Genomic DNA, 21,878 nt, shown 5'->3' with positions numbered 1-21,878 from the left:
AATGAAAAACACATACAAACTCGTTGGAATAGTTGCAGTTTTACTGTTCTCAGTAAATACAATTGCGCAAACAGCTTTTGAAAAAATATGCAAGGAAAAAATCGCGAATGCTTCAAATAGTACAATAGTTGGCGAAAATGGTTGGTTGTTTTTATCGAATGAATTAGCTCATATCTCAAAAGGGAAATTTTACGGTTCGGAAGCTACTCAAACTTCTGTTGCTACAAATTCAGATCGGAAAGATCCAATTCCAGCAATTGTCGATTTTAACAATCAGCTTAAAAAATTGAATATAAAATTGTATTTAATGCCAGTTCCGCCAAAAGCGATTATAAATGCAAACAAATTGGATGCTTCTGTAAAAGTGAATCAAGACTTGAATATTCACTATAAAAATTTATATAAAAAATTGGCTGATGAAGGTGTGGAAGTAATCGACCTTTTTCCTGAATTTACAAAATCTACAGCCACAGGAACTGAAACCTATTGCAAACAAGATTCACATTGGAATCCGAAAGGTATTGAAATTGCTAGTAGTCTGATTGCTAACAAAATCAAAAAAGAGCAATGGTACAAAGCATATTCAGGAACTAAAACCAAGGAAAACGCTGTTAAGAAAACGATTCAAATAAAAGGAGATTTAAGCGCAGGAACAGGAACTACAAATCTTTCCAAAGAAAAAATCATTCTAAATACGTTTCCTAAATCATCAGCAATAGACAAAGATTCTCCTGTATTAATTATGGGCGATAGTCACACATTAATATTTCATGCTGGCGGCGATATGTTCGCGGAAAACGCAGGACTTTCAGATAATGTAGCAGCTAAATTAGGTTTGAATGTTGATTTAATTGGCGTAAAAGGTTCTGGAACAACTTCCGTTAGAATTGACTTATACCGAAAAGCAAAGAATGCGGAATGGCTCAACAAAAAGAAAGTCATCATTTGGTGTTTTGCCGCAAGAGATTTCTCTGAATCTGAAAATGGTTGGCGAAAAGTTCCTGTAAAAAAGTAACCAATCTTGAAAATCGGATTCAAGATTGATTACATTCTTTATTAAAGAAAATTATTCGTTGGAAGCTTTAAAAATAGCTTCTTTTTCTAATAAAGCAGTGAGTAAATAATAAAACGATTCTCTGTGTTTCTGTCGATTAGATTTCCCCATTAACTCACAAACTTTTTGCATTGTTTCATCAAGTTTTGGACTGTCAGAAAGACCTAGTTTTTTAATTAAGAAGTTAGTCTTTACGAGCTTCAATTCTTTTTCGTCAGAACAAGCAACTAAAGCAGCATCTTTGTTTTTTAAAGAACCTCCTAAATGTTTTGTAATATTTTCGAACAATTCAATGTCGAAGTCAAGATTTAACGATGAAACTATCTTTTTTAACGTTTCAACTTTACTACTCTTTGGAAGTTGAATAAACCAATTGGCATTTACGTTTTTATCAGTTGTAAGATATGTGTATGTTGACCTCACAGAATTTACTATTGGTAAATTTGGGCTTAAATACATTTTTGGAAATTCTTGGTTGAACAAATACACAGCTTCGTTTTCTCGGATGTTAAGATCACTTGGCGTAGAAATTACTTTTTTAATCATCCATTGTAGATGTTTATCATCACTCTTGTAAGTGCTGTAATATACGCCGGTATCCCATGCGCCTAAATGACTATAATTTCCAACAGTGGTTTCTTCAGTTGTTAGAAATATAGTCTCGCCATCTTTAATTGGATTACTACTATTTGTAGCATCAGAAATTTTTAATCTTACAGCTGTAGTTTGAATTGTTGGCCGATACTCATCAAAATGTTCAACTTCTTGTCCAATAAATGCATTTCCTAGTTCTAAATTCAGATGAATTACTTGTCCATATGAAATGACTGGTTCTTTAGTAGTTGATTGCAACTTAAATAATTCTCTCCACATAGGTAACGCTTTTGTGGGAATTGGAGATGGCGTTGTATCTCCCCAAGATGGATATTGAAAATATTCCATAACAACAGGATCCTTTGGGGTTACTCTTTGTGAAAAATCGGCAATGGCAAATCCGTGATTATAATAATTGTCATGCATTCCTAATTGAGCTCTTAGATTTGATGAAATAGGAACTTCAGGAAATGTTTGTTTATATGGATTATCACTTTTTGCTTCTTCATATGCGCTTGCACCAATAAGTCGACCAATAGGTAATCCGAACAAATTATTATCGTACTTTACTTGATTGTGTTCGTGTCCCCAAAGCCAACTTGTTATTTTATTGCCAAAATACGGCCGAAACAGATCTAATAAATTCTTATTCAAATACGGAAAAGAACCATAAGTTCCGTCACTACCATTAATTTTTGCATTTCCTGAAAATAATTGATGATGTGATAGCATAATAGTAGCTCCAGAAAATTTATTGAGCTTATCTATGTGCCAAGATGGTTCGTTACTATGCAATTCTGGACCGTCATTAACTGGATTGAAAGCATTTTTTGGATCATTATCGTTATAACCAGTATCCATGCCCAAAAATTGCCAACCGTTATCTTCCGTTCGCAAGCAAAAATAACTTGCAAATTGAGTTGCATCTATAGAAAAATGTCGATTCAAATTTGCAACCATTTTATAATATCCGTAACCATAGCAATAATAATCGTGATTACCAGGAATGGTAAATATTGGAATTCTGGGGTAACGCTTGAAAAATTCTTCAAAAATTGCGGCAAAATTTGCTTCACATTCAGCAGGTGTAGCTGCATAATAAATATCTCCAAGATGAATGATAGCATCTGGCTTATGATTTTCAAAAATTACTTTTAGTAAATGTTTGGCATCATCCATTCCTGTTCCCCAATCACCAATAATAGCAACTTTGGCATCATTTGGCAGTTTATAATAGATAACGCCGAAATCTAAACTTCCATTATCTTTCCAGTCATTGTACTTGTTTTTATAATTATGTAAAGCTCCATACTTTCTATATTGTTCATAACAATATGCCCAACCACTATAATCTTTATTGCTGAACTTACGATCATACGTCTGCCAATCTTTGTTCAAAGTTTCCAATGCTTCTTCGCTAATGCCATTAGAACTCTTAGCTGCTTGAAAAAATTCTGATGAAAAATGAGCAATAATCTCATCATCTGTTGATGCTTCATGCGGTTCTTCAATAAATAAATGTGATTCTATAGAATTTTTTTTCTCACATGTAGCAGCTAAATGATTAGTTCCAGAAACCATAGGATGCTCTTGAACATGCGTCAAATTTAGCTTTCCTTTTATGTTTTTTAATTTTTCAGTTTCTTTAATTGCATACGCAGCAACTACAGATTGCCATAAAGATAATTCTTGACTCTTTACTCGTAATGGAGGAATAGATTGATGGTTCATAAATGATGAGTTTTTTGGTGTGTTAATAAAAACTGCTATTAAACTACTATTTTTACTTACGAGATCAAAATTAATAAGCAAACTTTAAAATCTTCTATCCATTTTGAAATTAACGATTTCAGATTTTTGAATTGTTTAATCCTTTAATCTTTTAATTATTTAATTTTCATCAATCATTCAATTCTTCAATCTTTTAATCCCAAAAAAATAAACTTATATTTGCGCCACAATACAGAATCATGGCACAAAAACCTAGCATACCAAAAGGAACACGAGATTTTTCTCCGATTGAAGTTACCAAGCGTAATTATATTTTTGACATTATAAAAAAGGCTTTTCAAAGTTTTGGATTTCAACCGATTGAAACTCCATCTTTTGAAAAATCTGAAACTTTGTTGGGTAAATATGGAGAAGAAGGTGACCGATTGATCTTTAAAATTTTAAATTCTGGAGAAAAGGTGCGAAAAGCCGATTTGAAAGCATTGGAAGATGGAAATCTAGCACGTTTTTCAAATTCACTTTCTGAAAAAGCATTGCGTTATGATTTAACAGTTCCGTTTGCAAGGTATGTTGTGCAACACCAAAATGATATTACATTTCCGTTTAAGCGTTATCAAATTCAGCCAGTTTGGCGCGCTGACAGACCACAACATGGAAGATTTCAAGAATTTTTTCAATGTGATGCAGATGTTGTAGGTTCAACGTCACTTTGGCAAGAAGTAGAATTTGTACAATTGTATGACAAAGTCTTTTCAGAATTAGGTTTAGAAGGCGTAACGATCAAAATAAATAATCGTAAAATCCTTTCTGGAATTGCGGAAGTAATAGGAGCGAAGGACAAATTAATCGATTTCACAGTTGCGTTAGACAAACTAGATAAAATTGGTGAACAAGGCGTAAAAGATGAAATGTTGAACAAAGGCATTTCTGCGGAAGCGATTGAAAAAGTACAACCATTATTCGGTTTTTCTGGAAACTTAGAAGAAAAATTAAATCAATTAAAAGGATTGCTTTCTACCTCTAAACAAGGAATGGAAGGAATTTCAGAGTTGGAATTTGTATTTGAAGCAATTCAGACCTTAGGATTGGAAACTGCAACACTCGATTTAGATATTACACTCGCTAGAGGATTGAACTATTATACAGGAGCAATCTTTGAAGTTTCGGCGCCAGAAGGTGTGAAAATGGGTTCTATTGGCGGCGGCGGACGTTACGATGATTTAACTGGAATTTTTGGATTGAAAGATGTCAGCGGTGTTGGAATTTCGTTTGGCTTAGATCGAATTTACTTAGTGTTAGAAGAACTTGGTTTGTTTCCAGAAACGGTTTCGGATAAAGTAGATGTATTGTGTATTAATTTTGGAGAAAAAGAAGCGCTTGCTTCACTAAAATTGATCAAAACATTGCGTGAAGCAGGTAAAAGTGCCGAACTATATCCTGACAATGCAAAGATGAAAAAGCAAATGAATTATGCTAATAAACGCGAGATTCCATTTGTAATTCTTATCGGAGAAGACGAACTCGAAAATAATACGTGTATCGTAAAAAACATGATTGACGGAACTCAGAAAGAAGTTCCTTTTGATGAAGTGTTGACAGCTTTTTGAAATTATAAATTATAGATTATAAATGTTGAGTTTTAAATGTAAAAGTGTTTCTTTAAGACCAAAGACCAAAGACCAAAGACCAAAGACCAAAGACCAAAGACCAAAGACCCAACAGTAAAGCAAAACAAAATTCCAGTTTAAAAGTTGAAAGGTTTATAAGTTTATTGCATCGAGTAAATAATTCACATACCAACATTTCGACTGCGCTCAATGTGACAAATACCAAGAGCCAAAAACGCAACAGTAAGAAAGTCTAAAAGCAAAGCGATCTAATATCTAACAGCGCAGCGGTCTAATATCAAAAAAAATCTAAAGATTTTTTTTATAAGTTTTCCGTCGTTTATGCGTTACAGGTTTAAAATGTTTCCAAATTTGATGAATCGCGGTATTTTCAATCAATTCAGGAGTTCGGATGCAATTTTGAATATTCTTTTCAGTAAATGTTAAGTAATATTCCATGAAAATAATAGCCGTTAATCCTTTGTTTTGATATTCAGGATGTACGCCAATTAAGTAGAAGGTGATATTTTTTGGTTTTTTTCGTGCTTTCAATAAATGGAAAATCCCGAAAGGAAATAATTTCCCATTCATTTTCTGTAAAGCTTCTGAAAACGATGGCATTACAATTGCAAAAGCGACTAATTTGTTATCTTTATCAATTACAAATTTTATAAACTCAGGATTGATAAAATTCAAATAGCGTTCTTTAAAATAGGCTTTCTGAATGTCATTAATCGGCACAAAAGAAGACAACGAAGCATACGATTCATTAAATAAATCAAACATTTGATCTACATATGGCATAATATCTTTCGTCTTGGTAAAATTGAGTTCGCGAAGTTGATATCGTTTTTTGATTAAACCTTGAACGCGCTCAAAAAACTCAGGTTTTACATTTTCAAACGGAAACTTATTCTCTAAATATTCTTTCTCTTTTACGAGTCCGTGATGAATATAATGTTTCTCATAATACGGATGATTGTACCAAGTAATCATCGTTCCAATATGATCAAATCCTTCCGTCAGCACGCCAACTTTATCTAAATTTGAAAATCCAACAGGACCTTCCATATATTCCAATTTGTGCGATTTTCCAATTTCGGCGACTTTTTCAAGCAATGCGCCTGAAACTTCTAAATCGTCAATCATATCAAACCAACCAAAACGCATTTTGGAAAGTTTTTGTTCTTTTACTTCAATCCAATTGACAATTGCAGCAATGCGACCTACAATTTTTCCATCTTTATATGCCAAGAAAAACGTAGCATCTGCATCTAAAAACGCAGGATTTTTATCTTTATTAAACGTTTCTAATTCATCTTTAATAATAGGCGGAACCCAATATTTAGAATCCTTATATAGACCAAAAGGAAATTTTACAAACGCTTTTAATTCCCTTTTATTCGCTACTTCTCGTACGTCAATCATCAATCATTAATTTGGTTAGTGAAAAAGGATTTAATTATCGTTGTCATCATCATCGCCATCATCTTCAAACTTCTCTAACTCTTTCTTCTTTGGATCTTCGCCTTTTGGATCTTGTTCATCAATAGGAATCAATTGGTCAACATGCCAATCGTCAAATCGATACGAAACTCCAATAGCGGCAAATAAACGTGTTGGCGTATTTTTTATACTTGCGCCAATATGTCCATCTACCTGAAAGTCGTCACCTAATAAATATGCGCCACCAGCTCTAAATAAAGCATCTGCATAGCGATCACTGTCAATTCCTTGATGCTCAAAAAATGCAGACCATTTTGGATTGTCAAACGCATGTGTAAGCGTTAGGATATAGCTTAATTCTTTTGTGTCAGAAGTAATCCGGTCATAGGTAATGTTTGAAACAAAAACCCAGCGACCTGCAAAGTGACTTTGTGTTGCCAATGTAACTTTAGGACTTACAGCAGGTTCTGTAGCAGCGAAGTATGGATTGTCCGTAAATATAAAATTTGCACCTGCATAGATACCAATTGCAGGAATTAAATCTTTCCAACGAAATGAATTATTTGCTCTCCAACTTAATAAATTTGGCTTTTCTAGAGATGATTTAAGATATGGATCATACAACATATATTTTGCGCCAATAGTATGTGTTAAAAAACCATTTCTGTTAAATTCTAATGCTGGATTTGTTGCACCATTTGTAAAGGTGTCAAACTGATATGCGCCTTCCCAACTGATTTCCAATTGTTCTTTAAATAAACCATAACGCAACGCGAAATTAAGCCCAAAAGCGCGTACTTCTGTATTCAATTTTTTGTGATCTTGTTGTTCTACAAAAATTCCACCTTCAAACTGAATTACATTTTTTCCAACAGCAAAAGCACTAATAGAAGCGCCAGGACGGTTAGAATTAATAACATCTGTATACTGCGCAAAAGCAGCAGTGGATAAAAATAAAAAACCAAGAACTGCAAAGAAGGATTTTGTTTTCATGTGTCTATTGTTGTTTTATGTATGCGTCACAAGAAACATCTGTATTGGTATGCAGCTTTGTGCATAAAAAGCAAGCATAGATGTTTCTTCAATTTTTAATGTGTTAAATTCAAAACTACATAAAATTATAGTTTTTTATCTACTAAAAACGATATTAAATCTCTATAAATTGTATTTTTGAAAAAATATTAGGTTATAGAATATTATGGGAGTACTTAGAACAATAGCAATAATAATTCTCGTCATATACGCGTTACGAGTTTTGGCTAGATTATTTGCACCATTAATGATACGATACGTAGCAAAGAAAGCCGAAAAGAAATTTTCAGATCAATTTAGACGACATGCAGAAAGTCAAGAACGTTCCAAAGAAGGCGAAACAGTAATTGACAAAGCACCAAAAACAAAGCCTTCTAAAGATGTAGGAGATTATATTGATTTTGAAGAAGTTGATTAACGATTGCCTATTTTAGAAACCTTTCAAATGCTTTGAGTATCTTGCTTTCATTCTTTACACGCTAAAAAACTACATCAAGTGACTATAGATTTCAAAAAAATAATTCCTCACGCAGTAGCTTTATTGCTATTTGTAGTGATGTCTTTGGCATATTTCTATCCAGTATTACAAGGAAAAAAAATTCAGCAAACAGATATTGTTCAGTATGCTGGAATGGCAAAAAAGCAAAATGATTTTCGCAAAGTAACTGGAGAAGAATTGTATTGGACAGATAACGCTTTTGGCGGAATGCCTACGTATTTACTTGGAGCACGTTATCCGCATACGTATGTAAAAACCCTTGATCGTACATTGCGTTTTTTACCGCGTCCGGCAGATTATCTATTTCTCTATTTTCTAGGGATTTATGTGTTGTTACTTGTGATGAAAGTCAATTATAAACTAGCCTTTCTCGGCGCCATTGCCTTTGGATTTTCCACCTATTTCATCATAATTATCGGCGTTGGTCACAACGCCAAAGCACATGCAATTGCGTACTTTCCGTTAGTGTTGGCAGGAATTTTGTTAACGTTTCAGCGGAAATATATTTGGGGATTTTTACTCACAGCAGTCGCTATGTCATTGGAAATCATGACTGCGCATCCGCAAATGACCTATTATTTAATGTTATTAGTGATTGTTTTAGGAATCGTATATTTTATTAAATCATATCAAGAAAAAGAATTACCACATTTTTACAAAACCGTAGGATTATTATCAGTAGCAGTAGTTTTGGGAATTGGTGTTAACGGAACAAGTTTGTTAGCAACCAAGCAATACGCCGATTGGAGTATGCGTGGACAAAGTGAATTATCTATCAATCCTGATGGTTCTCAAAAAGAGCGCAAAGGACTTTCCAAAGAATACATTACAGAATACAGTTACGGGAAAATGGAAACCTTCAACTTGCTGATTCCGAGATTTATGGGCGGTGCAGGTTCTGAAGATTTAGGAACAAGTTCTAAATCTTATAAATTTTTATTACAACGAAACGTTCCAGCAGCGCAAGCAAAAGATATTGTTAGTAACATTCCAACATATTGGGGCGATCAACCAATTGTGGCAGCGCCGGCGTATGTTGGAGCCGTGATTATTTTCTTAGCGTTATTAGGATTATTTCTGGTAAGAAGTCGTGCAAAATGGTGGCTTGTTGGCGGAATTATAATGTCATTACTATTGTCTTGGGGAAAAAATTTAAGTTTCTTAACCGACTTTATGCTTGATTATTTTCCGTTGTATAGCAAATTTAGAGCAGTTTCCTCCATACAAGTAATTTTAGAATTATGCATTCCGATTTTAGGTGTGTTGGCACTTGCGAGTTTATTCAAAAAAGAAGTAAAAAGTAATATTAAGGAAAAGAAAAAGGCACTATTTATAACTACAGGAATTATTAGTGGAATTATTTTATTCTTTATTGTGTTTAAATCGTCATTGTTTGATTTTGTTGGTTTGAATGATGCCTATTATGAACAAGCTGTTTTTGGTCCAGATTTCATGGAGATTATTCGTGAAGATCGATCCTTAATATTTACACAAGATGCAATTCGTTCATTACTGTTAATTCTAGCAACAGCAGGCGTTTTGTTTGCGTTCATCCAAGAAAAATTGAAAGAAAATATCGTGATCCTTCTTTTAGTCGGATTGTTATTATTTGACTTGGTCAGTATTGCCAGACATTACGTTTCTACGGAAGGATTTGTATCAAAAGCACAATTTGAAAGTCCATATAGAACCTTAGACGTAGACAAACAAATTTTAAAAGATAAAGGACATTACCGCGTGTTTGAACCAAGATTGCGAATGGCAAATTCGCGTACAGCATATTTTCACAATACACTTGGCGGTTATCATGCGGCAAAACCACGACAGTTTCAAGAACTGTACGATTTCTATTTGGATCATGGAAATGAAAAATTTGAAGTCACACAGCGTAACATCAACGCGATTAATATGTTGAATGTTAAATATATTATTAAAGATCAAGAAGGAGAACAAGATCAACGAGGCGCAGGCGCAATTGTATTGACAAATCCGTATCCGAATGGAAATGCTTGGTTTGTAGATAAGTTGAATTTTGTAGCTACCGCTGATGAAGAAATGTTGTCTATTCTTGATTTGAATACAAAAGATGAAGTTGTGCTTAGAAAAGGGCAAGAAGCCGCAGAAAATTTAAAAGAATCTTACGGAAAAGATTCATTAGCAACGATAAAACTGATTTCATACAAACCTAACGAACTCAAATACGAAGCAGAAAACAATGAAGCTGGTTTTGCAGTATTCTCTGAAATTCATTATCCATATGGTTGGAACGCATATATTGATGGAAAATTAGTGCCACATTATCGTGTGAATTATGTGTTGCGAGCGTTAGAAGTTCCTTCAGGAAAACATGCAATTGATTTCAAATTTGAACCAACAATTGTTTCCACAGGAATTGCAGTTTCTTTAACAAGTACTTTAATTTTAGTGTTTTTAATTATTGGAGCTTTGTATTTTGAATTTAAGCGTAGGAGAGAAGTAAAGGCGTAATACCAAATAAACTTCAAAATGACTGATTAAATTCATTTTTATTTCCTTTATATTTTAATATAAAATAGAACCGTAACGAAGGCTATGCTTATATTTTCTATTTGATCTAAAAAAAATATAATTTAAATTTTGTAGCAATCATTTTAAAATTCATTTGGTATAATTCCCCTAAATTATGGCTAAAAAAGTAGTAATTATCTCGTATTATTGGCCGCCTGCTGGTGGACCTGGCGTACAACGTTGGTTGAAATTCGTGAAGTATTTGCGCGATTTTGATATTGAACCAATTTTGTATGTTCCAAAGAATCCGAGTTATCCGATTATTGACGAAACTTTTTCAGACGAAATTCCGAAAGATATAACGATTTTAAAACAGTCAATTTTTGAACCGTATTCTATCGCGAGATTATTCTCTAAGAAAAACACAAAAAAAATTAGCAGAGGAATTATAGCAAAGGAGAAACAGACATTTGTTGAAAAGTTGTTGCTTTATATTAGAGGAAACTTTTTTATTCCTGATGCGCGAAAATATTGGGTAAAACCTTCGGTTAAGTTTCTGAAAAAGTATTTGGTTGAAAATGATATTAAAACTATTATAACAACTGGCCCGCCACATAGTTTACATTTGATCGGACTTAATTTACGAAAGGAATTAGATATTAAATGGCTTGCCGATTTTAGAGATCCTTGGACAACAATTGGGTATCATGAGCAATTGAAATTGACAAAAAGGTCTAAAGAAAAACATTACCAATTAGAGGCTGACGTTTTACAAACAGCAGATCAGATTGTAACGACAAGTTTTACCACACGAGAAGAGTTTTTGCAACTTACTAAAAAGCCAATAGAAGTTATTACCAACGGATATGATGTAGAAAAACATGCGCCAACTTCATTGGACGAAAAGTTTACGATTTCACATATTGGTTCGTTGCTTTCTGAGCGAAATCCTGAGATATTGTGGGAAGTTTTGTCTGAGTTGCTTCAAACAGAAACAAATTTTGCTACTGATTTTCAATTACAGTTTGCAGGCGTTGTTAGTGAGCGGATTCAACGTAAAATCCAAGAAGTCGGATTGAGCAATTATACAACCTATTTTGGTTACGTTTCGCATCAAAAAGCATTGCAATTACAACGCGCTTCGCAAGTTTTGTTGTTAATAGAGATTGATGCCGAAAAGACAAAAGGAATTATTGCAGGGAAATTGTTTGAGTATATGGCGGCAGAACGTCCAATTTTAGGAATCGGTCCAAAAGATGCAGATGTTGCTAAGATTATTCAACAAACCAATACAGGAACTTATTTTTTATATAGTGAAAAGGCGAAACTTAAATCGCAAATTCTGGCGTATTATGAAGCGTATCAAACGAAACAATTGCACACTTCCGCAATTGGACTGCAAAAATATTCGCGCAAAGCGTTAACAGAAAAATTAGCAGAAGTACTTTATAAACTTACTTGATTAGTAGCATTTATTGAAATTCTATAACAATAATAAATAAATGTGTAACGAATAATTTTGATTGTTGGCGTTTCTTTGTATTGAATAATCAAACAGCTAGATAATCATGAAACTTTTTATAACACTTTTTAGTTTAATAGTATTAGCAACCAATCCAATTGGCGATACTTTAGAACCGTTAAATGATGATGTCATTACGTATAATGTTGTCTTTGATGGAAATGAAGGTGGAGCATTTTTTCACAGATAGTGAAGATAAAGCCATTACAATAGAAGATGAAGAAAGTAAATTGTTTATGAAATTTGGCGAAGATGCTAATTCATATGTAGGAAGAACATTTACACTATTATTAAAAGCAACTGATGCTGATAGTGATGTTTATAGTGCAAAATCAGTAGTAGAGTTAGAATTAAAGTAATTAATACTATATAAATTATCAGCCTTTAAAAGTTGAATATCTACAAATATGAAAATCAGTTGTGTCTGTTATAATTTGCAATAAAACGCACTAACAAATAATTGATTTCTATAAAAATTATTAAAAGAAAAAACCTTACTCAATCTATTATGATTAGGTAAGGTTATTTTTATATAGCTAATTATATAAATGTTAACTTCTAGTTCTTGTACTTCTTGTTCGTCCGCTAGTTGCTTTCTTTTGCGAACGGCTTGAACGTTGTGTTGTAGCTTTTCGTTGCGTAGAACGTGTTGATCTTGTCGCTTTAGAAGAATTACTTCTTGTAGTTCTTGCAGGCTTTACATTTCTTGTGGAAGCGCTACGTGTCGATCTTGTATTTGTTCTTGTATTGTTAGTAGCTCTAACGTTGTTACTTCTTGTAGTTCTTGCAGGCTTTACATTTCTTGTAGAAGCGTTACGAGTTGAACTTGTGTTTGTTCTTGTATTGTTAGTAGCTCGCACATTATTGTTACGTTGCGTGCTTGAGTTTCCTCTTTCAATTCTAGTATTGTTAGTGTTATTAGTACGAACGCCACTCAATCTTGTATCGTTATTTCTTGTGCTTCTTACGTTATTGTTACGCGTTGAAGTAGAACGTGTATTTTGACTTCTTGTATTGTTACGAGTTGCAATTTCTGTACGTGTGTTTCTAGTATTTGTGTTTGTACGTGTTACCGTTCTTCTTGTATTGTAAACAGCAGCATCGTTTCTTTGTGTTACACGACGATCGTTTCTATAAACATTTCTTCTGTTTGTGTTTGCTCTGGCAGCACTGCGATATTGATGTCCTATTGTAGCTCTAGCATATCTGTATCTGTAATTGTTTCTGTATGGACTGCAATATGAGTAGCGAATTGGTGTGTAATATCTTCTGTAAGGATTTAAGTTCACTAAACATAAGCCGATTTGTGGACGATAAAATATATTGTTGTAAAATGCAGTTCGGTATGAATTTCTGTTAAATGCGTTGATATAACCTCTTGAATGAGTGAATCGTAATGAGCTATCATAATAAACATACAATCCGCCAACTTGAACTAAGTTTCCAAGTCCGTCGTAATTCATTAATACATTCCCAATTCTGTAAACTCTTCCATAATAATCGTAATAAACAGCAGTATTTTCAATTTGAACAATTGCTCCATAATCGTCATACTGAATATATGGATTGTAATCATATCCGGAATTGAATGTGATACTAACGCCTGCTGCATTAATATTTCCGCTAATTCCGCGATGTAGACTGTTGATAAAGAAATCGAATTCTCCATCATTATATACTGAAAATGTAATTCCTTCTTCGACGAACGAAATATGTTCGTTGAAACTATTAGAAGTTACTGTTGTAGTGTCAAAACTTTTTGCTTCGACAGTACTAGCTGTCAAGAAAAAGATTCCTGTGAGTGCAAATATTAATTTTTTCATAATGTATGGTTTAAATGTTATTATATACTAACCAAACAACGTGCCAAAAACTTGACAAACTATTTATACATACCTAATAATAAATTGAAAATAAGCTAAATAACCGAAACAAAGTATGGTTTTGCCATACTTGAAAGTAATTGCAATTAATTACTTTAGCCATCGATATAGTAGTGCTGTGGACGTATTTTAATTGCACAAGAAAAAATAGTTAGAATCGTTTGATATGACATAAATTTTGTAGTTTAGTTGACTCTTATTGCTTTTAAATACTACGAAAACGGCAAAGAAATAGTTGGAGCGTTTTCTTTATACTATAAATAAACCTCGTGAACTCATATAGAGATTCACGAGGTTTTATGTTACTGTTCAACGAGTAATTTATTTTCTTTTTTTAACTTTCTTTTGTTTTTTGCCTTTTCCATCTTGTCTATAATAATATAGATCGTCGTCGTTTGCTGGCAAATCATGTCCGTCATCATAAGTATCATCTATATGAACATTTCCATGATCAATTCCACAATTGTTAATTCCACAAAAAGTACAGTTTATAATTGGTTTTACATTTCCAACTTGTCTGATCAATCTTCCCCAACGGTTATACTTTAAATGCAAACCACCAACTTGTTTAATCTTTCCATTTCTGTTGTCGTAACGCATATATATAGATCCGATTCTTTTTACTCTTCCAAGTTGATCGTAACTGATAAATAAATTTCCAATGCTTCGAACTCTTCCATTATAATCGTGTTCTACACGAACGCCACTATTTCTAGTATTGTAACGAGTTGTTCTGGTTTGAACTCTTGGAGCACCATAAGTAGTATTTACAGAACCTCTTCGAGTTCTATTATAAACGACTGGATGTGTGTTAAAATCGAATTCCCCATTTTGGAAAATAAAGAACTCTACACCTCGTTCTGCAAACTTAATTGGTTGTGCATAACGATAGCGATTGGTTAACCCGTTTTCGCTTCCATCTATTTGGTTGCTCATTTCATTTGCCTGTGTAGTTGTTACAGTAAGTAACAATCCTACGAATAAAAGGTAATAATTTTTCATATTGTATACTTTTAGGGTTATGCCTACTCTTAAAGCTTTTCGGCGTGCGCTATTTGCTAGTATTGTTTTCAATTTGCGTGCCAAAAATGTAACAAAATGATATTCAGTATTTTAAACGGTGTTTGAAATGGTGTGTTTTTAAATTAATTTGAAATTACAGTTCTTAAAATGTAACATTTAGATGTATTTTTAAACAAATATTAATACGTGTATAATAAAAATTATCGTTAGATGTTTTAGTATTTATCGATCCTGTACTTGTAAATTGTAAATAGAATTTAGCATCTTTGCGTGAATGAATAAGTCAACACAACCAATAGCAACCAAAAAAAAGGAATGTTCCAATTGTAAATATCAATTGACACCTTATCACAGTTTTTGCCCAAATTGCGGACAAAAAGTAGATGATAAGTTGAACATGCGTGTACTATTTCATAATACAATTGCGAATTACTTTTCGGTAGATGGGAGATTTTTCAAAAGTTTAATCCCATTACTAACCAAACCTGGATTTTTAGCAAAACAATACGTAAGTGGAAAACGCTTGATGTATTTGCATCCTGCACAGTTTTATTTATTTGCTTCTATTGTATTCTTCTTTTTGTCTTCTGTGGCAACACGATCTACACTACGTGACTTTGATGATTCAATTAAAAAAACATTTGGGAGAGAAAATGCTATTTTGGGAGAAGCAACTCGTGTAAAAGATTCCATTGACAATGCATTAGAAGCACAAACGGCAAGCATGCAAGGAAGTGATAGTTTGGCAGTTGCGAAAGTAAAAAACGTATTAGGTACCGATGTAAAAAATGATTCTCTTCAAAAAGGGAAAAATATTCAGGCAAGTATATTCGGGTTTAATTTTGATACAAAATTATTAGATTCGCTCGAAGCTTCAGATGCCACCATTGATGAAAAATTGAAAGTTTTAGGTTATAAAGAAACAGATAGTTGGTTTTCAAAATTTGTAGGGAAACAAATTATCAAATTTAGAGCGAACAAAGGTGCTGGAATTTTGAAAGCATTCTTTGATACCATACCGATTTCGATGTTTTTCTTAATTCCAATTTTTGCACTTTTATTAAAAATGCTCTACCGAAAACGCGGACGTTTTGCACATCATATGGTATTTAGTTTCTACTATTTTGCCTTTATGTTTTTGATTTCAAGCATCATTATTATTGCAAATTATATTGTAGATATTCCTAATTGGATTGATGCTTTACTAATACTTTCCACTTTCTTTTACTTGGTTATTAGTTTGAAAAGATTCTACGAGCAAGGATATATTAAAACTTTCTTCAAAACCTGTATACTTTCGTTTGTGTACTTAATTTTTGTAATTCCAGTAACGTTTGTAATATTGTGGATTGTTTCTTTTTTCTTGTATTAAAAAAAACAGAGACATACTTTTTTTTAGAAAACAAACTTTTCACTCGTTCTGAATTTTTCAATTCTTATACCCAACAATTAGCGCTTCATTACAATTTTTCTCTAAAACGACCTATAAGTTTCCATCTTTGAAATATCAAAAACGTATCAAAATGATATTTAATTAAGTAGCTATTAATCAACTTGATATTTGTTTTGATACAATTATTAATCAACTTAAAATCAAATATTATGGGAATTCAAGTATCATTATTAAATCTGCCAGTACTTAATGTAGCGAGTGCTACTGATTCTGCTTTAGTATCAAGATCTACAGAGCAAAATCAAACATTTCAAGAAGCTAAAATCCAAAACGGATATGGAACTGCGACCACAGTTTCTGTGAGTCCTGGTTTTGGAGCAACAGTAACTGCTTACATTAAAATAGAAGTTGATTCTATTACACAGGAAACATTTAACGAAATCAAAAAGGAAGTAAAGAAAAGTAACAGCTACAAGAAAAATGAAGACTTCAAAAGACAAGTGGATACGTCTACATATTCTTCCGGCGCAAGTTCTAGTTCTGGGTTTTTTGGATGGTTAATCGGTAAAAAGGGAAATAGCTATTCCAACACTTCTAGTAACATGACGGATCAAATTAACAAATACGTTTCTGGTGATTCTTCAGATGATCTTACCGTAGCAAATTCAGTTGCTGATATCATGGTAAAAAATACTTCTAAAGTATTGGTTACTGCAAAAGTAGAAGTAACAGGACAACTTTTAGTACCTTCTCCAACAATGATTGCAGTGGAATCAACAGTATTTAGCTTTACAAAAGAAGACGGAACTAAATCAACTGTTACAATGATGAATCAGACTCCGTTAGTTCCTGTAGATAATGCAACGGGAACCGTAAGTAACAATATACTTGAACCAGGTTCAAAATTATCAATTGCTCCAATTGGAGGATAATAACTTCTAGATTGTATTTAAAATTTAAAAAAATAAGTACGATCTTAAGTTTGGAAACTAGGTAGAAATTGTAAAAAGGAACTATTCAAGATCTTTTTTACAATTTCTCTTTTAAATACTTTCCAGTAAATGACTTCTTGTTTTTCACAACTTCTTCTGGAGTTCCTGAAGCGACTAACATTCCACCATTTTTTCCACCACCAGGACCTAAATCAATAATATAATCGGCACATTTAATCAATTCAATATTGTGTTCTACCACAATAATAGAATGTCCTTTTTCAATTAAAGCATCAAACGATTTTAATAATTTTTTAATATCATGAAAGTGTAAACCTGTTGTTGGTTCATCAAAAATAAACAACGCTTTCTCTTTCGTTGTTCCTTTTACCAAGAAAGAGGCAAGTTTTATACGTTGCGCTTCTCCACCAGAAAGTGTAGACGAACTTTGTCCTAAGGTAACATAACCCAAACCAACATCTTGCAACGGTTTTAATTTTCTGCGAATCTTCTTTTGATCGTGTTTTGTGAAGAAATCCATTGCGTCATCAATTGTCATCGTTAAAATATCATCAATATTTTTTCCTTCAAAGGCAACTTCCAACACTTCTTTTTTGAAACGTTTTCCGCCACAAGTTTCACATTCCAAATGCACATCTGCCATAAATTGCATTTCAATCGTCACTTGTCCTTCACCTTTACAAGTTTCACATCGTCCGCCATCAACATTAAAAGAAAAATGCTTTGTTTTATAACCTCTAATGCCTGATAATTTCTGACTTGCATACAACGCTCTAATATCGTCATAGGCTTTGATATATGTTACAGGATTTGATCTCGAAGAACGTCCAATAGGATTCTGATCTACAAATTCAATATGTTTTACGTCACTATATTTTCCATCTAATTTGGTAAATTGACCTGCTTTTTCGCCATATCCGCCAGTTTCTTTCAACATAGAAGGATACAAAATCTTTTTCACCAACGAACTTTTTCCGCTTCCAGAAACGCCAGTAACTACGGTTAACATGTTTAATGGAAAGGTAACATCTATATTTTGAAGATTGTTCTCGCGTGCGCCAACAACTTTTATAAATTGAGTGGAAGTTCTACGTTTCTCAGGAACTTCTATTTTTATACTTTGGTTGAGGTATTTTGCGGTGAGCGAATTTGCTTTTAAAATCGTTTCATAATCGCCATGTGCAACTACATGTCCGCCATGCGTTCCAGCTTCTGGTCCAATATCAATAATTTCATCCGCAGCGCGCATAATATCTTCATCGTGTTCAACAACAATTACGGTATTTCCTAAATCGCGCAGTGATAGTAATACTTCTATTAAACGTTCGCTATCTTTTGGGTGCAATCCAATACTTGGTTCATCTAAAATGTACATAGAACCGACTAAACTACTTCCAAGCGAAGTTGCTAAGTTGATTCGTTGCGATTCTCCACCAGAAAGTGAATTCGACTTCCGATTCAACGTTAAATAGTTTAACCCAACATTCGTTAAATATGCCAAACGATTTTTAATTTCTTTTAATAAACGCTTTGCGATATTTTGATCATTTTCACCAAGTTTTAATTTATCAAAGAAAACAATTAATTCATCCAATGGCAATATCACTAAATCTGTGATCGTTTTTCCGCCAATTTTCACATAATTTGCTTCTTCACGGAGTCGTTTTCCTTCGCAGTTTGCACATTTAGTTTTTCCGCGGTACCGCGATAACATGACACGATTTTGTATTTTATAACTTTTCTCTTCTAAAAATGAAAAGAATTGATGCAATCCTTCAAAGTATTTATTTCCGTCCCAAACGAGTTTCTTTTGCGCTTCCGTTAATTCAAACCAAGGCTTATGAATTGGAAAGTCAAAATGATATGCATTGTTTACCAATTCATTTCTGTAATAACTCATACTTTCGCCGCGCCAAGGGAAAATAGCGTTTTCATATACCGAAAGTCCAGTATTTGGAACGACTAAATCAGCGTCAATTCCGATAACATCGCCGTAACCTTCACATTTTGGACACGCGCCATATGGATTGTTGAAACTGAATAAATGTACATTTGGTTCGAGGAATTTCATTCCGTCCAACTCAAAATTATTACTAAAATGCGTACTTTTTTGATCGCTTACGGTTTCAATATAACATTCGCCTTTTCCTTCAAAAAAAGCGGTTTGTATAGCATCTGCCAATCGATTGTAAAAATCTTCATCATGCGAAACCACAATACGATCAATAACTAACGAGAAATCTTCTGTAAAATCTTCATTAATTTCATCAATACGTAAAACCTCATTATTCTTTTTAATTCGCGCATATCCTTGTTGCGCCAATACTTTTATGGTGTGAAATGCGCTCCGTTCATTCGGAACTGTAACAGGCGCTAATAATAACAATTTGCTACGTTCGTCAAATGTTTTTATATAATTGATAACATCAGAAACTGTATGTTTTTTAACTTCTTTCCCAGAAATAGGAGAGATGGTTTTTCCAATTCGTGCAAAAAGCAGTTTCAAATAATCATAAATCTCCGTCGTTGTTCCAACCGATGAGCGCGGATTGGTGGAGTTTACTTTTTGTTCAATGGCAATTGCAGGCGCAATTCCTTTGATATAATCTACTTTTGGTTTGTGCAAACGTCCCAAAAACTGTCGCGCATACGATGATAAACTTTCTACATATCTACGTTGCCCTTCGGCATATAAGGTATCAAATGCTAAACTTGATTTTCCAGAACCCGAAAGTCCTGTAATCACAACCAATTTATTCCGCGGAATTACCACATCAATATTTTTGAGGTTGTGCAGTTTTGCACCTTTAATGATTATATTTTCTTTTGGATTTACAGTTGAAAGATCTTGTGTCATTGGGAAAAAAATAATTGCAAAGATACTGCTTTTACTATTCGAAATAAAATGAATTGGATGTAAAGAGTGTTTTAAGCATTTTTTGTGTTTTGGTAAGATGTTTTCCTTTATGACTACGATTTTGCCCAATAAATTCAGTCTAAATGTTAAAATATTGGATTTTATTTGCATTTCTTTAACTAATGTTGTTATATTTGGCTTTATTAATAAATCTACAAAACACAACTGCTTATAGTATAAAAATACTTTTTTAAAAATTTAAGACATATTATCATCCTCGATAATTCTCACGAAAAAAAAGTATTGCTATGAAACAGATCCTGCAAGATTCAGTATTGGTATCTAATTACATTAAAGGCGACGAATGCGCATTAGGAACGCTAATCGAACGTCACAAACAACGAATATATAGCTTTATATATTCCAAAATATTAGATAGAGACCTCACAGAAGACATTTTCCAAGACACTTTTATTAAGGTCATTAAGACTTTAAAGAAAGGAAACTATAATGAAGAAGGAAAGTTTTTACCTTGGGTAATGCGTATTTCGCATAACCTTGTTATTGACCACTTTAGAAAGAATAATAGAATGCCTAAGTATGATAATAAAGGTGATTTTAATATTTTCTCTGTGTTGAGTGATACTGATTTGAATGCCGAAAATAGAATTATAAAAACGCAGGTGGAAACTGATGTTCGTCGCTTGGTTGACGAATTGCCAAACGATCAAAAAGAAGTATTGTTAATGCGTATGTATCAAGAATTGAGTTTCAAAGAAATCTCAGAGAAAACTGGCGTTAGCATCAATACTGCTTTGGGAAGAATGCGTTATGCATTGATCAATTTGAGAAAAGTAATCGAGAAACACAACATAGTTTTAACAAACTAACACAATAAATTGTAATTCACTACGTTGTACTTTTAAATATAAAACCAACGCATGGCGAAAAATTACACTACGAGTTCATCTGAAATGAAAATATTGTTCCCTAAAACGGAAACAATTAATTTCTTATTGAACTACTCAAAGGCTTTAAGTGTTATTAATTACAAAAGGATGAAGTTTGAAACGCTTCTCAACTAAACTTTGGAAAAGACTCGTTAGCTGCGAGTCTTTTTATTTTTATAATACGTATCAAGCACCGATTTTCTACCAATAGTTTTGGTAATAATATCGTTGTCCAAATTCCAACCGCGTGCTTGGCAATATTCTCTTCCGTACCATATAATTTGCAAATGTAAATCGTTCCATATTTCCTCTGGAAACAGTCGTTTTGCGTCTTTTTCTGTCTGAACTACATTTTTTCCATTGGTCAAATTCCAACGATACATCAATCTATGAATGTGCGTATCAACAGGAAACGCAGGAATTCCAAATGCTTGACTTATCACAACACTTGCCGTTTTATGTCCGACAGCTGGCAATTCTTCCAAATCTTCTAAATTTTGAGGAACTTTTCCATCATGCTTGTCAATAAGAATGTGTGACAAACCGTAAATCCCTTTCGCTTTCATAGGCGATAAACCTACTGGTTTTATGATTTCTCTGATTTCTTCTACTGAAAGTTTAATCATATCATACGGATTATCCGCTTTTGCAAACAACAAAGGTGTAATCTTATTCACGCGCACATCTGTACTTTGCGCAGACATTAAAACGGCAATTAATAACGTATACGGATCTTTATGATCGAGCGGAACAGGAATCTCAGGATATATTCTTTGAAGCGTATCAATAACAAACTGAACCTTTTCTTGTTTGGTCATTTTTCAGTATTTTTACACAAAAATAAACA

17 protein-coding genes are annotated in these 21,878 nt (G+C 33.2%); 10 read left to right on the top strand and 7 right to left on the bottom strand.

All coding sequences use genetic code 11. The features are described from left to right. The first annotated feature begins 1 nt into the window (after window position 1). The gene (locus IMCC3317_RS04650) at window positions 2-1,015 is read left to right on the top strand and encodes an alginate O-acetyltransferase AlgX-related protein (RefSeq protein ID WP_160128343.1); all 1,014 of its coding nucleotides are present in this window, start codon (window positions 2-4) and stop codon (window positions 1,013-1,015) included. Window positions 1,016-1,066: 51 nt separating this feature from the next. Here IMCC3317_RS04650 and IMCC3317_RS04645 read toward each other — a convergent pair whose 3' ends face one another. Then, on the bottom strand, window positions 1,067-3,379 hold the full coding sequence (locus tag IMCC3317_RS04645) for a DUF2853 family protein (protein WP_160128342.1): 2,313 nt from the start codon (window positions 3,377-3,379) through the stop codon (window positions 1,067-1,069). A gap of 239 nt (window positions 3,380-3,618) precedes the next feature. On the opposite strand from IMCC3317_RS04645, the gene hisS reads away from it, so the two are divergent. Beyond that, a complete protein-coding gene (gene hisS, locus IMCC3317_RS04640) occupies window positions 3,619-4,986 on the top strand; it encodes a histidine--tRNA ligase (RefSeq protein ID WP_160128341.1) in 1,368 nt (455 codons plus the stop codon). Window positions 4,987-5,295: 309 nt separating this feature from the next. On the opposite strand, the gene IMCC3317_RS04635 is transcribed toward hisS, so the two are convergent. Further along, on the bottom strand, window positions 5,296-6,414 hold the full coding sequence (locus IMCC3317_RS04635; RefSeq protein WP_160128340.1) for a GTP cyclohydrolase: 1,119 nt from the start codon (window positions 6,412-6,414) through the stop codon (window positions 5,296-5,298). 30 nt (window positions 6,415-6,444) lie between these two features. Beyond that, window positions 6,445-7,425, bottom strand: coding sequence for a transporter (locus IMCC3317_RS04630; RefSeq protein ID WP_160128339.1), 981 nt, complete (start codon window positions 7,423-7,425; stop codon window positions 6,445-6,447). A gap of 205 nt (window positions 7,426-7,630) precedes the next feature. On the opposite strand from IMCC3317_RS04630, the gene IMCC3317_RS04625 reads away from it, so the two are divergent. From IMCC3317_RS04625 to IMCC3317_RS04605, 5 genes are all read left to right on the top strand, one after another. Further along, complete coding sequence (locus tag IMCC3317_RS04625; RefSeq protein WP_160128338.1) at window positions 7,631-7,882, top strand: DUF4834 family protein; 252 nt, start codon at window positions 7,631-7,633, stop codon at window positions 7,880-7,882. Window positions 7,883-7,960: 78 nt separating this feature from the next. Continuing rightward, entirely contained in the window at window positions 7,961-10,450 is a 2,490-nt protein-coding gene (locus IMCC3317_RS04620; protein WP_160128337.1) for a YfhO family protein, read from the top strand. 175 nt (window positions 10,451-10,625) lie between these two features. After that, a complete protein-coding gene (locus IMCC3317_RS04615; RefSeq protein ID WP_160128336.1) occupies window positions 10,626-11,912 on the top strand; it encodes a glycosyltransferase family 4 protein in 1,287 nt (428 codons plus the stop codon). Window positions 11,913-12,018: 106 nt separating this feature from the next. After that, a complete protein-coding gene (locus IMCC3317_RS04610) occupies window positions 12,019-12,162 on the top strand; it encodes a hypothetical protein (RefSeq protein WP_160128335.1) in 144 nt (47 codons plus the stop codon). Continuing rightward, a complete protein-coding gene (locus tag IMCC3317_RS04605) occupies window positions 12,140-12,331 on the top strand; it encodes a hypothetical protein (RefSeq protein ID WP_160128334.1) in 192 nt (63 codons plus the stop codon). The genes IMCC3317_RS04610 and IMCC3317_RS04605 overlap by 23 nt, the downstream gene beginning before the upstream one ends. 192 nt (window positions 12,332-12,523) lie before the next feature. On the opposite strand, the gene IMCC3317_RS04600 is transcribed toward IMCC3317_RS04605, so the two are convergent. Together IMCC3317_RS04600 and IMCC3317_RS04595 are read right to left on the bottom strand one after the other, a co-directional pair. Next, entirely contained in the window at window positions 12,524-13,795 is a 1,272-nt protein-coding gene (locus IMCC3317_RS04600; protein WP_160128333.1) for a hypothetical protein, read from the bottom strand. 381 nt (window positions 13,796-14,176) lie between these two features. Beyond that, window positions 14,177-14,857 (bottom strand): hypothetical protein, encoded by a 681-nt coding sequence (locus IMCC3317_RS04595; protein WP_160128332.1) that lies wholly within the window; start codon window positions 14,855-14,857, stop codon window positions 14,177-14,179. A gap of 295 nt (window positions 14,858-15,152) precedes the next feature. Between IMCC3317_RS04595 and IMCC3317_RS04590 the strand changes: the two genes are divergently transcribed. Then, the gene (locus IMCC3317_RS04590) at window positions 15,153-16,250 is read left to right on the top strand and encodes a DUF3667 domain-containing protein (protein ID WP_160128331.1); all 1,098 of its coding nucleotides are present in this window, start codon (window positions 15,153-15,155) and stop codon (window positions 16,248-16,250) included. A gap of 230 nt (window positions 16,251-16,480) precedes the next feature. Beyond that, window positions 16,481-17,203, top strand: coding sequence for a hypothetical protein (locus IMCC3317_RS04585; protein ID WP_160128330.1), 723 nt, complete (start codon window positions 16,481-16,483; stop codon window positions 17,201-17,203). A 97-nt stretch (window positions 17,204-17,300) separates the two neighbouring features. Here IMCC3317_RS04585 and uvrA read toward each other — a convergent pair whose 3' ends face one another. Next, entirely contained in the window at window positions 17,301-20,081 is a 2,781-nt protein-coding gene (gene uvrA / locus IMCC3317_RS04580) for an excinuclease ABC subunit UvrA (protein WP_160128329.1), read from the bottom strand. A 308-nt stretch (window positions 20,082-20,389) separates the two neighbouring features. Between uvrA and IMCC3317_RS04575 the strand changes: the two genes are divergently transcribed. Then, entirely contained in the window at window positions 20,390-20,971 is a 582-nt protein-coding gene (locus tag IMCC3317_RS04575; protein ID WP_160128328.1) for an RNA polymerase sigma factor, read from the top strand. Window positions 20,972-21,183: 212 nt separating this feature from the next. Here IMCC3317_RS04575 and nth read toward each other — a convergent pair whose 3' ends face one another. After that, window positions 21,184-21,849, bottom strand: coding sequence for an endonuclease III (gene nth / locus IMCC3317_RS04570; RefSeq protein WP_160128327.1), 666 nt, complete (start codon window positions 21,847-21,849; stop codon window positions 21,184-21,186). Between the last annotated feature and the right edge of the window lie 29 nt (window positions 21,850-21,878).

It is taken from the genome of Kordia antarctica (assembly GCF_009901525.1).
GTDB classification, from domain to species: Bacteria; Bacteroidota; Bacteroidia; order Flavobacteriales; family Flavobacteriaceae; genus Kordia; species Kordia antarctica.
The sequence above is the reverse complement of the archived record's forward strand: the minus strand, read 5'-3'. Positions and strand labels throughout refer to the sequence as shown.

Excerpts from the sequence above, each read along its gene's own strand:
- IMCC3317_RS04610 (WP_160128335.1), top strand. The coding sequence starts at position 12,019 with ATGAAACTTTTTATAACACTTTTTAGTTTAATAGTATTAGCAACCAAT.
- IMCC3317_RS04590 (WP_160128331.1), top strand. The coding sequence starts at position 15,153 with ATGAATAAGTCAACACAACCAATAGCAACCAAAAAAAAGGAATGTTCC.
- IMCC3317_RS04650 (WP_160128343.1), top strand. The coding sequence starts at position 2 with ATGAAAAACACATACAAACTCGTTGGAATAGTTGCAGTTTTACTGTTC.
- IMCC3317_RS04585 (WP_160128330.1), top strand. The coding sequence starts at position 16,481 with ATGGGAATTCAAGTATCATTATTAAATCTGCCAGTACTTAATGTAGCG.
- IMCC3317_RS04625 (WP_160128338.1), top strand. The coding sequence starts at position 7,631 with ATGGGAGTACTTAGAACAATAGCAATAATAATTCTCGTCATATACGCG.
- IMCC3317_RS04595 (WP_160128332.1), bottom strand. The coding sequence starts at position 14,857 with ATGAAAAATTATTACCTTTTATTCGTAGGATTGTTACTTACTGTAACA.
- IMCC3317_RS04635 (WP_160128340.1), bottom strand. The coding sequence starts at position 6,414 with ATGATTGACGTACGAGAAGTAGCGAATAAAAGGGAATTAAAAGCGTTT.
- IMCC3317_RS04615 (WP_160128336.1), top strand. The coding sequence starts at position 10,626 with ATGGCTAAAAAAGTAGTAATTATCTCGTATTATTGGCCGCCTGCTGGT.
- IMCC3317_RS04645 (WP_160128342.1), bottom strand. The coding sequence starts at position 3,379 with ATGAACCATCAATCTATTCCTCCATTACGAGTAAAGAGTCAAGAATTA.
- IMCC3317_RS04630 (WP_160128339.1), bottom strand. The coding sequence starts at position 7,425 with ATGAAAACAAAATCCTTCTTTGCAGTTCTTGGTTTTTTATTTTTATCC.
- IMCC3317_RS04600 (WP_160128333.1), bottom strand. The coding sequence starts at position 13,795 with ATGAAAAAATTAATATTTGCACTCACAGGAATCTTTTTCTTGACAGCT.
- IMCC3317_RS04575 (WP_160128328.1), top strand. The coding sequence starts at position 20,390 with ATGAAACAGATCCTGCAAGATTCAGTATTGGTATCTAATTACATTAAA.
- hisS (WP_160128341.1), top strand. The coding sequence starts at position 3,619 with ATGGCACAAAAACCTAGCATACCAAAAGGAACACGAGATTTTTCTCCG.
- nth (WP_160128327.1), bottom strand. The coding sequence starts at position 21,849 with ATGACCAAACAAGAAAAGGTTCAGTTTGTTATTGATACGCTTCAAAGA.
- uvrA (WP_160128329.1), bottom strand. The coding sequence starts at position 20,081 with ATGACACAAGATCTTTCAACTGTAAATCCAAAAGAAAATATAATCATT.